Source organism: Corynebacterium matruchotii (assembly GCF_011612265.2).
GTDB lineage: Bacteria > Actinomycetota > Actinomycetes > Mycobacteriales > Mycobacteriaceae > Corynebacterium > Corynebacterium matruchotii.
In genome coordinates this window covers 2,310,512-2,326,336 of the sequence record NZ_CP050134.2, presented here as the reverse complement: position 1 = coordinate 2,326,336, position 15,825 = coordinate 2,310,512, and the positions used below count along the sequence as shown (strand labels likewise).

The 15,825-nt window shown below is 56.9% G+C and carries 14 protein-coding genes; 6 read left to right on the top strand and 8 right to left on the bottom strand.

Annotated elements, in window-relative coordinates; genetic code table 11:
• Positions 1-118: 118 nt before the first annotated feature.
• The 8 genes from HBA49_RS10325 to HBA49_RS10290 form a co-directional block, all read right to left on the bottom strand.
• Positions 119-790 carry a response regulator transcription factor gene (locus HBA49_RS10325; protein ID WP_005524265.1) on the bottom strand — a complete coding sequence of 224 codons (672 nt, stop codon included), beginning with the start codon at positions 788-790 and terminating at the stop codon, positions 119-121.
• Positions 787-1,956, bottom strand: a complete 1,170-nt coding sequence (locus HBA49_RS10320) for a sensor histidine kinase (RefSeq protein WP_005524660.1) — start codon at positions 1,954-1,956, stop codon at positions 787-789. The genes HBA49_RS10325 and HBA49_RS10320 overlap by 4 nt, the downstream gene beginning before the upstream one ends.
• A gap of 25 nt (positions 1,957-1,981) precedes the next feature.
• Positions 1,982-3,274, bottom strand: coding sequence for a UDP-glucose dehydrogenase family protein (locus HBA49_RS10315; RefSeq protein ID WP_005523897.1), 1,293 nt, complete (start codon positions 3,272-3,274; stop codon positions 1,982-1,984).
• A gap of 6 nt (positions 3,275-3,280) precedes the next feature.
• A complete protein-coding gene (locus tag HBA49_RS10310) occupies positions 3,281-4,219 on the bottom strand; it encodes a phosphotransferase (RefSeq protein WP_005524487.1) in 939 nt (312 codons plus the stop codon).
• Positions 4,216-5,238 carry a phosphotransferase family protein gene (locus tag HBA49_RS10305; protein ID WP_005524587.1) on the bottom strand — a complete coding sequence of 341 codons (1,023 nt, stop codon included), beginning with the start codon at positions 5,236-5,238 and terminating at the stop codon, positions 4,216-4,218. The genes HBA49_RS10310 and HBA49_RS10305 overlap by 4 nt, the downstream gene beginning before the upstream one ends.
• Positions 5,239-5,334: 96 nt before the next feature.
• The gene (locus HBA49_RS10300; RefSeq protein ID WP_005524150.1) at positions 5,335-6,045 is read right to left on the bottom strand and encodes a glycosyltransferase family 4 protein; all 711 of its coding nucleotides are present in this window, start codon (positions 6,043-6,045) and stop codon (positions 5,335-5,337) included.
• A gap of 424 nt (positions 6,046-6,469) precedes the next feature.
• A complete protein-coding gene (locus tag HBA49_RS10295) occupies positions 6,470-8,014 on the bottom strand; it encodes an alpha-amylase family glycosyl hydrolase (RefSeq protein ID WP_040431313.1) in 1,545 nt (514 codons plus the stop codon).
• A gap of 647 nt (positions 8,015-8,661) precedes the next feature.
• Positions 8,662-9,654, bottom strand: a complete 993-nt coding sequence (locus HBA49_RS10290; RefSeq protein WP_005524025.1) for a hypothetical protein — start codon at positions 9,652-9,654, stop codon at positions 8,662-8,664.
• A 257-nt stretch (positions 9,655-9,911) separates the two neighbouring features.
• Between HBA49_RS10290 and HBA49_RS10285 the strand changes: the two genes are divergently transcribed.
• The 6 genes from HBA49_RS10285 to rpsG all read left to right on the top strand — a co-directional run bounded on the left by HBA49_RS10285 (position 9,912) and on the right by rpsG (position 15,812).
• Complete coding sequence (locus HBA49_RS10285) at positions 9,912-11,114, top strand: extracellular solute-binding protein (protein ID WP_005524705.1); 1,203 nt, start codon at positions 9,912-9,914, stop codon at positions 11,112-11,114.
• Positions 11,115-11,150: 36 nt separating this feature from the next.
• Entirely contained in the window at positions 11,151-12,485 is a 1,335-nt protein-coding gene (locus tag HBA49_RS10280) for a carbohydrate ABC transporter permease (RefSeq protein ID WP_005523918.1), read from the top strand.
• A gap of 77 nt (positions 12,486-12,562) precedes the next feature.
• Positions 12,563-13,390: a sugar ABC transporter permease gene (locus tag HBA49_RS10275; protein ID WP_225866062.1), complete on the top strand. Its 828-nt coding sequence runs from the start codon at positions 12,563-12,565 to the stop codon at positions 13,388-13,390.
• Positions 13,391-13,932: 542 nt separating this feature from the next.
• Positions 13,933-14,697, top strand: a complete 765-nt coding sequence (locus tag HBA49_RS10270) for a hypothetical protein (protein WP_005524173.1) — start codon at positions 13,933-13,935, stop codon at positions 14,695-14,697.
• Positions 14,698-14,966: 269 nt separating this feature from the next.
• Positions 14,967-15,338, top strand: coding sequence for a 30S ribosomal protein S12 (gene rpsL, locus HBA49_RS10265; RefSeq protein ID WP_005519601.1), 372 nt, complete (start codon positions 14,967-14,969; stop codon positions 15,336-15,338).
• 6 nt (positions 15,339-15,344) lie between these two features.
• Entirely contained in the window at positions 15,345-15,812 is a 468-nt protein-coding gene (rpsG, locus tag HBA49_RS10260; RefSeq protein WP_005519602.1) for a 30S ribosomal protein S7, read from the top strand.
• Positions 15,813-15,825 lie beyond the last annotated feature (13 nt).

Below are 15,825 nucleotides of genomic sequence, written 5' to 3'. Positions count from 1 at the left end.
TTAACTTCGTTGTCATAGTAGCTAATAATAAGTAGCCGATTGATAAGTAACATCGCCTGGGAAGGTGATCTTTCCACGCTCGCGCCTACCCCCACAGGGGTATACGGTGGTGGATATTTTAGCCCCCCGGCGCTACCAGGCCGCTCTCGTAACCAACAATCACCAACTGCGCCCGATCGTGGGCGCCCAGCTTCGTCATAATATTCCCCACATGGGTTTTCGTCGTATGAATGGAAATAACCAGCTCGTCCGCGATCTCCTGATTCGACAACCCCTTGGTGACCAGCCGCAACACCTCCCGCTCCCTAATCGTGAGGGCATCAATGAGCTCCGGGTTCGCATATGGCTCCGGGTCAGCCTCGGTGGGTTGCAGCATGCGGGTAATCAAACTCCGGGTCGCCGAGGGGGACAACAACGCATCCCCGTTCGCCACCGCCCGCACCGCCCGGGCGAGCTCCTCTGGCTCCGACCCCTTACCGATAAACCCGCTGGCCCCGGCCCGCAGCGCCGCCACAATATTCGTGTCATTCTCAAACGTGGTGAGAATCAACACCCGAGTGGCGGCCAAATCCGGGTTACCACAAATTTTTTCCGTGGCCGCAATGCCATCAAGCTCGGGCATGCGAATATCCATGAGTACCACATCGGGCTGGAGTCGCTGCGCCATGGCGATGGCATCCAACCCGGTATCGCCTTGGCCCACGATAGTGATGTCGTCGGTGGCGTCAAGCATGACGGAAATGGCCTGTCGGATGAGCGCCTGATCGTCGACAAGCAAAACCCTAATCATAGGGTGCTTCCTTGAAACGGGAGGGTGGCGGTCACCCGCCAATCATTATCCACCAGCCCGGCGGCGATAGTGCCCCGCACACTGGCCGCCTGCTCCTGCAACCCGATCAGGCCGAAACCCTGCCCAGTGGTTTCCGGCTGGGGGCTGGCCGGGTTCGTGACGGTGATAGTGAGGGCGGAATCCTTCAGCCGCAAATCCACCACCGCGTGCGTGTTATCGCCATGCTTATAGGCGTTCGTTAGTGCCTCCTGGACGATCCGGTACGCCACCCGCCCCACCGCTGCCGGCACCCGACCCAGGTCGTCGGGTTTCTGCACCACCACCCGCATGCCCACCTGGCTGAACTTCGCCACCAGCCCATCAATGTGGCTTATCGACGGCTGGGGCGTGGTATCCAACTCCCCGGTGCCGCCGGACTCCGTGCTGCGTAAATGCTCCAGCAGGTTCCCGATCTCCGTCAACACCGACCGGGCGGCATTCCGCACCGTCGCCAACGACTCCCGGGCCTGCTGCGGGTGCTTCTCCATCATTTGGGACGCCACCCCGGCGTTGAGGCTAATCACCGAAATTTGGTGCGCCACCGTATCGTGCAAATCCCGGGCGATCCGTAGCCGCTCCTCCGTGACCCGCCGGGCCGCCTCGGACTCGCGGGTTTGCTCCGCCCGAATCGCCCGGTCGGTGATGGCCTTAATATAGCGGCGGTGCATGCGCACCGAATCGCCGGCGGCACCGGCAAACGCCACGCTGAAAATCGGGTGCAGCATGTGGTAGGTAAACACCGCACCCACAAAATGCCAGGTAGCCACCTCCATGGCAATGAGGGCGCCGATCGCCACGGGAATCCCAACATCCATGCCCCGCTGGTAAAACAACCCAGCTATTGCGATAGTGACCGCCAACAACAACCCAGGGTTATGGTCCCGCGCCCACACCGACCCCACAACAAACAACCCCACCATAGCAATGGCGATAAGGATCGGCCGGCGGCGGCGCATCAACAACAATCCCGCCGCCGTCACCGACAACACAATCGAAAGAACCGTGGGCGGCTGATACGGGTGAGCGGGGTCGGCAGTGAACGTGACGCTAATGACCATAATCGTGACCAGCACGTCCCGTAACCAATCAGGCATGGGTTGGGGTAGGGAATCCGGTCCAGCACGCATGCCGTCATTGTACTACCCGAAACTATTACCGCCCCATCCCGGTATAACGCCAACCGGCAGCCCGCCAAGCTCTAGGATTGAGCGCGTTCCGGCCGTCGATAAGCTGGGGGCGTTCCACCAAATCAATCGTCGCCTGCGGATCCAAGTGGGAAAACTCCTGCCACTCCGTCAACAACAACACCAGTTCGGCGCCGGTCAAAGCCGCGGTAATATCCGACTCGGTGTGCAAATGCGGGAAACTCCTATGCACCCCAAACAGTGCCTGCGGATCCGTCACCGTCACCTCCGCCCCCTGATCGTGCAACCTATCGGCCACCTCCAGGGCGGGAGAATCCCGAATATCATCACTATTGGGCTTAAACGATGCGCCCAACACCGTCACCTTCTTGCCCTCCGGCTCATCGCCCAACAGCTGCAACGCCCGATCCACTACCCGGTCCCGACTGTGCTGATTAATGGCATCCACATGATGTAAAAACGACACGGTATCATCGACTCCTAGTTCGGTAGCACGGGCAATAATTGCCCGAATATCTTTCGGTAAACAACCCCCACCAAATCCAATTCCTGCGCGCAGAAACAGCGGCCCGATGCGAGCATCCAACCCCAATGCCTCTGCTAGCAATGTCACGTCCCCACCAGTGCATTCGCATAATTCCGCCATGGTATTCATAAAACTAATCTTTGTGGCCAAAAATGAATTAGCCGCCATTTTGACTAGCTCCGCCGTGGCGTAATTCATCGTCAGTCGCGGCACGTCAGCCGCCAACATAGATTCATACACTTGATCGAGAGCATTTTGGGCGCGACACGCCGTAGCCGGATCATCCGGTAGCCCATACACTAACCTATCCGGGTGTAGCGTGTCCGCGACCGCGAACCCCTCCCGCAGAAATTCCGGGCTCCACACCAAAGCCCGCCCACCAAGCTTGTCGACGAGTCCCGCCGCCGTCCCCACCGGCACCGTGGATTTCCCCACCACCACCGCATCCAGGGAAGCAACCGGAAGAATGCTATCAATTGCGGCATGCACAAAACTCACATCCGCCGCCAGGCCATCCGCCACCTGCGGGGTGCCAACCGTCAGGAAATACACCTCCGCCGGCGTGGGCTCTGTGGCAAACGACAGCCGGCCCGACCCGAGTGCCTGCGCCAACAGCTCTGGCAAACCCGGCTCAAAAAACCCAGCCTCACCACGAGAAAGCCGCTGAACCCGGGCCGCATCCGTGTCGACGCCCACCACCTCGTGCCCGAGCGTCGCCAAGCAAGCGGCATGCACCGTGCCTAAATAGCCGCAACCAATAACATTAATCTTCATAACGCCTTACGAAAACGTCGCAATCCACTGAGCCAACCACGACGACGCCTGCGGCCGGAAACTATATACACACGCCACCCGGCGCCGCGCCGCCTCGTAATACGCCGACAGCCGCGCCGGGCTCACATGCAGCGAATCCGCCAACGTATGCACCGAATCCACCATCACATCCCGGGTGGCATCATTAATATTGCCCTGATACCACCGCAGCTCCGCATAGGCCAACACATTGCCCAAATCCGCCGCGGCCTCACCCCGCGCCAGCGTTTCCAAACTCACCAAGCTCAGCCGGGACCCATCAAAAAACAGGTGCTTATCATGCAAATCACCATGCAACAACACCTCCGGGTCGGGAGTACCACTGGTCAAACCGGCAATCGCCTGATCCACCGAAATGCCCGGCACCTTATCGGCCCACCACCGCAACACCTGCGCCTCATCCGCCGCCGTGTGCTTCTTCACCGGCAGCTGAAACGTCGTAAACTGCGGCCACAACTGGGCAAAAATCACCCACGCCGGTGCCGCCTCATCACCAAAGTCATACACCGTAATTCCCGGCAGCCGATTCAAAATCACCATCGAATCCGTGTGCGACAACACCCGGGCCACATTCAAATGCGCCACCGTGCATTTTTGCGCCAATAACGAATGCGCCCGAATGATCGCCCGATTCTGCTCCGGCAACATATAGCCGTACACCCGATCCGCATCCATAATCACCGCATGCTCATGCCACTTATGGCTCACAATCCCATCGTGCGGCGTCAAATCCGGCAGCTTCTCATCCACCCCATAGTCGGCCATCTCCCACACCCCATTCGGATGAATCAGACCGGCCCGCACCCGGGAATCATCGTCGACAAGCTCCACAGTGATACTGCCATCATCATGCGGCCAACTGCGGCGCACCTTGGGCAACTGGTGTAACGTGTCCAACGCGCTCATAATACAAGCTCCTTTACTGCATCAAGCTCAGCAAAAATTTCGGTTTCCCAATCAGCATGGCCTTGCCGCAATGGATCCGCAATACGCAAAAGCTTTGCCTGGGCCCGAGCATGCCGCAATGCCCGCGCATTCGGGAGCTTGCCACCAGCCCGCGTATAACCAGAAATGAACCGTTCACTAGCTTCTGAGTCACTCGTCTCCACATACGACCCCACATCCACCGCAGCCGGCCCACCACAAGCACGCTCAAAATTGGTCAACCACAATTGCGTACCATCAGTCAGCACCCGTGCAGGAGAAGCATCGCCATGACTAAATACCGGTGTACCACCTAATTCTTCAACATGCCCCGCAATCCAATTCAGCCGCGCCGCCAAAATCGGATTCAAATACCGAAACAGCTGAGCCAACGCTGCCAACCGCCGAAACACATTCGTGCACGGACCCTCCGGCGGCGGCAACCGATGCAGCCGCGCAAACACCATCCCCGCTATCGCATCCAACTCCGGGGCATGCTCTGACGACAAATCCCGATCGGCTACAAACTCATGCACCACCAAATGCGGATCCGCCACCGGCCCTAACTTCCGGGGCGTCGGCACCCCAGTAATCTGATGCTGCGGAAACCGCCGATGCGACACCTCAATCACATGATTACCATGCCGCAACACCACCCGCTTCGACGGCGTATACCGCAACACCCGGGTCGAACCACCCATCCCCACCAAATGCGGCGCCAACTTCTCATCCGCCTTCAACTCCCCCTGCTGCAATAAAATATCCCGCGACAACTGCGTCGTCGACTCCCACAAATGATAATGACGCGCCCAATCCGCCACCCGCTTCGCACTACTATGCTGCGTCGGCCACAACACCCGAGCCCACCGATTATCCGCCAACCCCAACACAATCGACGTATCCGGCGCAACCTCCACCTGCGTAATTGCAGTATCCCGGCCCAATAATTCGGCACGGTCTTGATCGTTCAACAACGTACGAAGCACAGTCGAGGTATCCATGATGCGGTTATTCCTACTTCTTTATAATTCCTGATGATTCTGGCTGGTTATAGGGTTATGGGTTGCAAAAGGTGGCGATGAAAAGGTTCGGCTAGCTCATGACGCCGTACCCCGCATATGCCACCCTCTATGCCCCCTATGCCCTATATGCCGGCGCCACCCCGACATACCCCGCGACTGGCTCACCAAAGCTTGAGCCAGGGCGCTGGCATTAGAGCCCGGAACCAGCACCCCGGCGTCCCCCACCGCGTGCGGAATCTGCCCAATATTTGAAGCCACAATCGGCAGACCCGCGGCTAAATACTCATAAACCTGCAATGGGGAAAAATAATGATGCGCGGACACTGTTTCCGGGTACGGCGCAACCCCAATCGCCGAACCTCGCAACTGTCCTGGAATCTCCGAAGGGCTCACCGCGCCCCGAAAATCCGCATCTACACGCAATTTCTGCGCTAAGTCCATCAACGGCACCCGCTGCGGGCCATCCCCCACAATCCGCAACTGCCACTGCTCCTGGGCCACCGCGGCCGCCCAAATCACATAATCCACCACGTCCCGGTGTGCCCGCTGCAGATCCAACAGCGGCGAATTCACCTCCAATACGCCGGGCTGATTTACCTCCGCAATCACCGTGTTGAATAGCGAATACCGTTCGTAAACCAGGTCGAACCCGCGCCGGGTAGTAAAAATGGTAACCTCATGCCCCTGAGCTGCAAATTCGCGCACAATTTCTTGGATGTGGACGCTGGCACCATGCGGACCAAAGACCGACACCCCGGGGTCGACACTAACGTAAGCGATACGCATCGGTCATAAACCCCCGCCGTTCATAGGAAAAACCATTTTATTAATGTGGCGTGCCGGCGGAACTAGGCTAGGGCCCGCGAGGGAGTCCGTAAAACCGGTAGCACTCATAATGATCGTTATTCCTCAAAAACTATTGTGTAACAGGTCGGTAAATATTTTTCACCGAGATTAATACAAAGATTAATCGGTGAGGTTATCCACTTTCCACGCTAGTAACTAGGGGAAATAAAGTACAGAATCATGAAAGAATTAAAATATACCGAAATGATCTCTATGAATGTTTATTTGTTCGTTATCCTTGGTCACGGCGAATTAGCAAATCTGCAACACGCTTGGAGTATGAGGGTTTATTAATGTAGCAAAAGGGCTTTTCATATGAAAATAGCCACGGAATGGGCCGTGGCAGTGGTGCGGATAGGTCAGACTATTTATCTGTATCAACAATCGCAGCGGCGGTGGGCGGCAGGTGCAGCCCGGCCTCGGTGAGCTCAGCCCCGCCGATCCCTGCGACCATGGTGCCATTGGCGTCCGGGTAGTCGAGCGGCTGCGCGCTGGGATTGATAACAATGGTGAGGTGGGAGCGTCGATAAGCGAGCAGGCGGGGGTGTGGCGTGGGCAGGAACTCCAGCGGCGCGCTGGCTTGCAACGCGGGCGTGGTGCGGCGAATCGCAATAAGCTGCCTGGTCAGCGCCAATAACTGCGGCTGCTTATCGACGCTCGGACCGCCGGAAACCGGCAAATACAGGGACTCTGGCGCGGCGGTGGAAAACCCATAGTTGGGCTGGGTGCTATCCCACTGCATGGGTGTGCGCGACCCCGTGCGGGCATATCCGCCCTCCTTCGTGGGAATCTTGACGTATTCCATGCCGATTTCGTCACCGTAATAAATGGTGGGCACGCCGGGCATGGTGAGCAGGAAGAAGAAAAACGCCATCCGTTCGGCCTCGGTGAGGCGCGGGGCCAGGCGTGGGGTGTCGTGATTCCCACTGATAATGTTAAACAATCCATGCCGATACAATGGTTCGTATTGCACAATGAAATCGGTGGCCGGGGTGTCGGAATGCTGGGCGAAAAAGCTTCGATCATGCGTGCGATCCAACGGATCCGGGGACTCCCTGGTGAGCAGGTGATACCCGTTGTCACCCCAATCCAAATAGAAGTCCATATCAAACCCCGCCTCGTGCGCCAGTTCGGGCTTGCCCCACTCCGACACCAGGATCGCATTCGGATACATTGCGCGCACCCGGCCGATCATATCCTGCCACACGGCAATGGTCGCCTGCTTGTCCTCCGTGTCGAACTTCACGAGCGAATCCGCCATATCCACCCGGAACCCGTCGCATCCCAGTTCGAGCCAATGCTTCATGACCTCCACCATGGCCTGCCTAGTGGCCATGGGTCCCGGTGCGTCCGGTGACTGCTGCCATGGGCGATTCCGCTGGTGAAAGCCATAATTCAGGGCCGGCTGTGACTTGAAGAAGTTCAAAATGTAGGTGCCATTCCGATCGTACTCACCTCCGATGAATGGCAAACCCGCCCCATTATCGAAGGCGTGTTCGGTCCAGATGTGGCGGTCGGAGAATTCGTTCGGTTCCGGCCGCGCGCTCTGCTGAAACCAGGCGTGCTCCTCACTGGTGTGGCCCGGCACCAGGTCGAGTAGCACTTTTATGCCGTGGCGGTGCGCCTGCTCCACGAGGGTCACGAGGTCTTCCGTGGTGCCGTACCGCGGCGCAATCCGGTAGTAGTCGCGCACGTCGTAGCCGGCATCTTTGAAGGGGGAATCAAAAATCGGATTGAGCCAGATCATGGTGATTCCCAGGTCAGCGAGGTAATCCAGCTTGCTGGTGATGCCGGCCAGGTCCCCAATGCCGTCCCCATTGGAATCGGCAAAGCTCTGGGGATAAATCTGGTAGAGGATCTCGGACTCCAGGTCCAGGCCGGGGTTTGATGGTGGGGGAGTGTTGCTCATGCTCCCAGGGTAATGCACCCGGTCCCTGCCCAAGGCCACCCAGGGCCACCCCAGGGTTGCCGGGGCTGCACTTCTTCTAAGCTGGGGACCTGGTGGAGCGGCCATGTGGCTCCAGCGCAAACACGCCGCCCGTAGCCGGGTCCCCAGCTTATCGGTTCTGCTGTCTGTTCCCCGTTCTCCGTGCCCCGGCTGGGCGTGCTTGGCGCCGCATAGTTGCTAAGCCGGGGACCTTCCTGGATGCGCCTGTTTTCCCTGGCCGTTTGCCTGGTGGGGGTTGAGGTCCCTAGCTTATCGGGTTTGCTGCAGCTAGCTTTACGACGTCTCCCAGGGGCCAGAATCCCTGTTCAGGGACATGTAGCGAGGTCCCCTGCCAGGTTGCACTTCCGCTAAGCTGGGGACCCCGCCGGGGTGTGGTGTTTTCCCTGGTGAAATGCCGCCTTGGCAGGGGAGAAAGTCGGGTCCCCAGCTTATTGGATTTGCTATCGGGGGCCTACTGAGGGCCTACCGGGGATTTGGGTGGGGAGGTCTTGGTGGAGACGGCCTAATCACGGAAAATCGCACCTGCTACCAGCTGAAAATAGGTGGTAGCAGATGCGATTTGGCTATGTAGGCATGGTGACCCAGGGGAAGGCCGTCTAATCTTCCCGTTATTGTTGGTGGGACCAGTAGGGGATGGTAGCCGTCAGGTCGTAGACGGTGTGTCTGGTTGGTGGGGCAGCCGGTTGGAGTTGGAGGATCCGGGCAATGGTGGGGATGAGGTATGTGGCTATTTCGGCCGGGGTGAAGCGGAGAATGTGGTAGCCGTGGCGGGAAATGTGGACGTCACGATGGATTTGGTTCTGGAAAATATTGAGCCGGTGCTGGGGAGCGCCGATGTATTTGCTGTGTCCGTCGATTTCAATAACCAGCCAATTGTCGAGTAGGAGATCCACACGCTTCAACGACCACCTACCAACGATGGTGCGGTGGGGGACCGGGATGACGGCCTGTGGGGTAACTAGTGTCGTGGGCAGTTGGGTGATGATGGCGTAGCGGGCCCGGGTTTCCTGCACGGATTCGATGCCGTAGCAGGCAAGGTCGAGAATGCGCTGGAGTTTGACCGTGTTCCATTGCCCATGGTGTGTGGTGAGGTAGTCCTGAAATTCCTGCTTGGTGTGGCCCCGGTTGAGGGCGGATTCGAGGTAGGCCAATGCTTCCAATTCACCATGTCGGGCATAGATGTCGGTGAAGGTGCGGGGGATGGTGGTGACCCGGTGGCCTGCGATATTGGTGATGTCTTCCGGCGGGAGGTAGGCGTCACGGTAGTAAAAAATAAGGGGCCATTGGGTGCGGGAAGGGGGTCTATGGTGGTGGGGTAGAGTCAGTTCGACGTGGGTGTCGTGATCTTGGTTGAGGGTGGGAATGCCCTGGATGAGGGCCGCCGCCAGGCCGCTGATGACGGCGGTTCGGCAGGAAATGGTGGCCGCTTGAATGTGAATGACAAGCTGCTGTTCGGGGGTCGCATTGGTGTAGTCGAGGCGGGGGACGCACCATTGTTTAGTGAGGAGGAGTAAATCAGTGGCCGGAGCTGGAGCCGCCGAAACGGCTGTGACAGCGGTGGGGGTGGTGGGGGTGGTGGTGCGGGGGATGAGCGTGAGCATAGATGGGGCTGGTGTTGTTGCAGTTGAGAGGGGACTTGGGCCCAGCTTTAGTCGTCGTAAAGCGGGGGCGCAATGTGTTGTAAGTAACAGGGGTGGGGAGAGAATGTGATTCTTGTCCTGTTTTTTGGACATTAGTCTTAAATAATACGATTGATGGGGGTAAGATGTGATCTATTCTGACTGTCTCATCATTGGTAATGAGCATCACTAAATGCTATGTGAAAATTTCAGTGCGTACTGAAGGAAAGTGATGATTTATGAAGCGTACGGTTATAGCGGCAGTAGGCACTGCGCTGCTAGCCTCCCTTAGCCTTAGTGCCTGTTCCACTAACTCCGGTAATAATATTGAGCTGACTGTATGGACCAGTCAGGAAGACCAAAAAAATCAAGACGCCTGGCTGCAAACCATGCAGGCCTGGTTCGAAGAAGACCACCCCGAACTGAATATCACCTGGCACAACTCCGTGGTTCCGCCGGATTCCGCTGTCGATACGGTGGGGCAAGACCCCGCTGCCGCCGCCGACGTTTACCAATTCGCCAATGACCAGTTGGGAACCCTGATGTCCGCGGGTGCCGTCGGGCAACTATCCGACAATGGTGAGGCGATGTTGAAGGGATACGCTGAAGAAAGCCTCCTCAACTCGGTCAAGGGGCCCGACGATCAGTATTATGGCCTGCCTTACGAGCCCAACACCTGGTTCGTCTACTACGACAAATCCAAACTTAGCAGCGAGGAAGTCAACTCCTTCGACCTCATGCTGGAGAAAGCCAAAGTCTCCTTCCCGCTGTCGAACTCCTGGTACATGCCCGCTTTCTATGCGGCGACCGGCACCACCTTCTTTGGCGAAGACGGTCTCGATGAGAATGCCGGCATCCAAGCCGGTGACAAAGCCGTTGATGTGACAAAATACCTGGTCAAACTGGTTAATAACCCCAATTTCATCAACGATAATGATGGCGCTGGTTTAGGCTCGCTCGGCAAAGGCGTGGATGTGGTGTTCTCTGGTGCTTGGGATTCCGAAAACGCCAAAAAAGCCCTGGGCGATAACCTTGGGGTGGCCATGGTCCCTATGTTCAACATTGATGGGCAAGACACCCAAATGAAGGCGTTTGCCGGATCCAAGGCAATTGCCTATAACCCGCACACGAAATATCCCCGGGAAGCCGCCATGTTCGCAGAATTCCTCGCCTCTGCGGAATCGCAAAAGGTGCACTACGAGAAGAACGGGGTGATTCCGGCGGATAAGAACTTGGCCTCAGATGAAAAAATCAGTGCAGATCCGGTCGCTATTGCCCTCATTAAAACGGTGACGAATGGATCCATTTTGCAGCCTACGATCAAGAAGATGACCGATTTTTGGGACCCCGCCGAAAACTTTGGTCGAGCTCTGCTCAACCGGGAGGTCACCGAGGAGAACGCTGCAGAAAAGACTGATGCATGGTTCAAGGCTTATAAATAACCGAAAGACGATTTGAGGACTATAGGACTATAAGTCATGCTTTCCACGTTGAAAACCGTTCAAACGAACGGCGATATTTACACCAAACTCTCCCTGTTAGTGTTTGGTCTTGGCAATATGAAACGCGGCCAGATGGCCAAGGGATTAATATTCCTCGCCATCGAAATTGCCGCCCTGATCTGGTTCTTCACCATTGGCCTGCAAAAAATCCTGGAATTGCCAGGACTCGGCAGCAATGGTGCGCAAACGAAAGAAAAAATCGACGGATACTGGCATTACGACCAAACCACGCCCTCGGTGGTGGTATTGCTCTATGGCGTGGTGGCTATTTGCTGCCTCGTCGCCCTGATTTGGTTCGCTACCGTCTCCTGCCGCAGCGCCTACAAGGCCCAAGAAGCGCAGATGCGCACCGGCACTGTTCGGAACTTCCAGGAGGATGTACGGCAGCTGACCAACGATGATGCGCACATCACCTTTATGACGCTGCCCACCCTGGGAATTTTGCTGTTCACCATTTTGCCGCTGATCTTCATGATCTCCATGGCATTCACCAGCTACGATTCCCGCCATACTCTGTATTTCGAATGGGTGGGTTTTGAAAACTTCGGTAAGGTGCTTTCCAACAGCGGCGGTATTGTGAACCTCAACCTCTTTGTCGGGGTGCTGGTTTGGACCCTGGTGTGGGCGTTCTTCGCCACCTTCCTGAACTACTTCCTGGGCATGTTCGTGGCCATGATGATTAACCGCCGCACCACCGTGGGGAAAAACGTGTGGCGCGCAATTTTCTCCCTATCCGTGGCCGTGCCGCAGTTCGCATCCCTGCTGGTCATGCGCTCCATGTTGCAACCGCAAGGTGCTATCAACCGGTTGCTCATGAACTCCGGGCTTATCAACGACCCCCTGCCGTTCTTCACCGATACCACCTGGGCTCGGGTGACGGTCATTGTGATCAACCTATGGATCGGCATCCCGTTCACCATCATGCAGATCACTGGCATTCTGCAAAACATCCCGGGTGAACTCTACGAGGCCGCCCGCTTGGATGGGGCATCCTGGTGGCAAACCTACCGGTTTATCACCATGCCCTACCTGCTGTTTGTGACCACCCCGTACCTGATTACGACGTTCACCGCCAACGTCAATAACTTCAATGTGATCTACATGCTCTCTGGCGGTAACCCAACCCCCGTCGGGGCGTCAGCAGGTAAGACCGACCTATTGATTACCTGGCTCTATAAACTCACGGTGGACCGAGGCGACTATAACGTGGGTGCCGTTATCGGTATTTTGACATTCATTGTGCTCAGCGCGGTTGCCCTCATCACCTATCGCCGTTCCGGCTCGTATCGCAATGAGGAGGGATTCCAGTGACCGACAAAACCACGGGTGCCGCCGTTGTCACCGATGCCAATCAACCAAAACTTCACAACCAAGTCGCATCCCGCCGGATTACCGACATCGCAGTCCACGCGCTGCTCGGGATCCTGGCCATTATCTGGGTCATGCCCATCGTCTGGGTGGTGTTGGAAAGCTTCAACAAGGACACCGCTCCTTACCAGCAGACTTTCTTCCCCACCGAATACACCTTGAATAATTACGTGCAGTTGTTCACGGAAACCGAGGTGCTGAACTTCCCGCGCATGTTCATGAACACGTTCATTATTGCGGTCTTTACCTGCGTGATTTCCGTGAGCTTCGTGCTGCTGGTGTCGTTCTGCCTCTCCCGGCTCCGGTTCCCCTTCCGACGCATCTACATGAACACGGCCCTGGTGTTGGGCATGTTCCCCGGCATTATGGCCGTGGTCGCTATTTACTTCATCCTCAAGGCTCTGCGGCTTACGGGCGGCAGCACCACCAACATTGCCCTGATCATTGTGTATTCGGCCGGCGCAGGCATGACCTTCTACATGATGAAGGGCTACATGGACACCATTCCGGCCAGCCTGGATGAGGCAGCCTACCTGGACGGTTGCTCCAAGTGGCAGGTGTTCTACCTGATTATTTTGCCGATCGTCAAGCCCATGATCGTGTACCAGGCAATCACCGGCTTCCTGATCCCGTGGCTGGACTTCGTGCTGGCCCGCGCAATCGCCCGCACGCAGGATAACTACACGGTTTCCCTGGGCCTATGGCGCATGCTGGAACGCGAATATATTCAGGACTGGTTTGCCCGGTTTGCGGCTGGCGCCGTTTGCGTGTCGATCCCCATTGTGATCCTGTTCATTCTCATGCAGCGGTTCTACCAGGAGTCCATGGCCGGCTCCGTGAAGGGCTAATATAGAAACGGTCATTCTATTCTGAAATAAAGTTTGATTCGGGGGTAATGAATTTTGCCCCCGATAGTGGGCTGTTGAGTCGCTACTTTGGGGGGGCGGTGGCGAATGGGAAAGTTGCAGTGTCGTGCAAAATTCTCCGGTAGCCGACGAGCTGCTTATTGGTGAAATAAGCAGCTTTTTTGCTTTACGACGCCCTACCCTCCCCCCGGTGACCGGTAGCATATTTTCTAAGCTGGGGACTCTCCGGGGTGGGGATTTTCTCCTGGGGAAATTCCTGTGTTGGACCCGTCGTGCGACGGGTCCCTAGCTTATCGGATTTGCTGCGTGGGGCCTTGTGGGGTTTCAGGGCGATAAAGGTATGGATCCGGCCCTGGGGACCGTCGCAAAGCGGGGGTAGCAAACTAGATAAGCTGGGGACCCGGCTGACGGCTGCCCGCACCCCAGGGATTTCAGCCGGCCCAGCGAAGGTCCCCAGCTTAGAACGGATGCAGCTTTGTGTGGCGACAAGAGAACCTCGGAAAACTCGCCTAAGGTAAGAAGACGTGAAACAACAACGACGTGCCGGCATCAGCACCACCCGCTATATGCTCCTGGTGGGCATATTCATAAGTCTGTCTATCATTGCTCTAGGGATTGATAAGCTAATACCGGCTGGCGTGGCGGCAACGGCCGACATTGACACCTTCGGGCCCCTGGTCGGAGCGGAATTGCTGTTGGCATTGCTGGGCCTCATCGCCTGCCCCATTGCTGCATGGCTCTACCTGGAGGAATGCCAAACTAACAACCAGTGGCGGCTACTTTGGGGCACATGCGCCCTGGCGCTCATCACCGAACCGTTCTACGACCGGGTGGTGACCGGGGAATGGTTCGGATTCGCCACGATCCGACCATCGAACCTGGCCTGGGCCCTGGTGGTGTGTTTTCTGGTGGAAAAGTTCATCACGCACCAGCCGTGGCCGATCCAGGTCGCGGTGGTACTCGCGGGCCTGGCGTGGCTGGTGATATTTCAGGTAGGGCAATGGCTACCATTTATTCCGGCTGGCCTCGTCATTTACGCCTTTTTCATCATGTTTCACTATTTACGGGACCGGGAGAATACCATGATGCTCACGGCCGGAATGCTGGGAGCGGTGTGTTTCATTACCCCGGCACTGGGGGTGGCATTATTGCACTACCGGGCGGGGGAGAACAACCTTGGGGACACCCCTGGGCACGGCCAGGGGCAAGCGCAGCGGCCGAGTTTCTGGTGGTTGCTGTGGTATCCGGTGGCGTTCGCCTGCTTGACGTTAGTGGTCAGTATCAGATAGTATTACCCGATAGTCCCACATGTTTGTGGTGGGAGTCTTTAAGTTTTGCCTGGTAGTACCCCCATTATGGTGAGGTGGTATTGCTTGGAAGTAAGGCCTTGGTCGATTGGCTAATGCTTTCAAAACTTACCAAGACACACGGCAGCGGCCCCGGTGAAGAGCCCCTATTTTTGCTTGTTTATTAGCGATAATGGGGCAGGGACCTATGTCTTAGCGGTGTCTGACAGGCAAAAAATAAAAGCACAATACCGAAAATAGAAAGACGGTTCATGCCAACTATTCAACAGCTGGTCCGCAAGGGCCGCCATGACAAGACTGCAAAGGTGAAGACCGCAGCACTCAAGGGGTCTCCGCAGCGTCGTGGTGTGTGCACTCGTGTGTACACCACCACTCCGAAGAAGCCTAACTCTGCTCTGCGTAAGGTTGCCCGTGTGCGCCTCACCTCTGGCATCGAGGTGTCCGCATACATTCCAGGCGAGGGCCACAACCTTCAGGAGCACTCCATGGTGCTGGTTCGTGGTGGTCGTGTGAAGGACCTCCCGGGTGTGCGCTACAAGATCATTCGTGGCGCACTCGACACTCAGGGTGTTCGTGATCGCAAGCAGGGTCGTTCCCGCTACGGTGCAAAGAAGGAGAAGTAATCTAAAATGCGTAAGAATGCGGCTCCGAAGCGTCCCGTAGTCAAGGATCCTGTATACGGTTCCGAAGTTGTGACGCAGCTGGTGAATAAGGTGCTCTTGGACGGCAAGAAGTCCGTTGCTGAGCGTATTGTTTATGGTGCTTTGGAAAAGTGCAAGGAAAAGACCGGCACCGATCCGGTTCTGACCTTGGAAAAGGCTTTGGGCAATATCAAGCCCGAGTTCGAAGTTCGGTCGCGTCGCGTGGGCGGCGCCACCTACCAGGTGCCGGTTGAGGTGCGGGCTGCCCGCGCCAACACCCTGGCCCTGCGCTGGTTGGTGACGTTCACGAGACAGCGCCGCGAGAAGACCATGATCGAGCGTTTGGCTAATGAGATCTTGGATGCAGCTAATGGTTTGGGCGCTTCCGTGAAGCGTCGTGAGGACACTCATAAGATGGCTGAAGCAAACCGTGCGTTTGCTCACTACCGCTGGTAATTCGTCGTAAAGC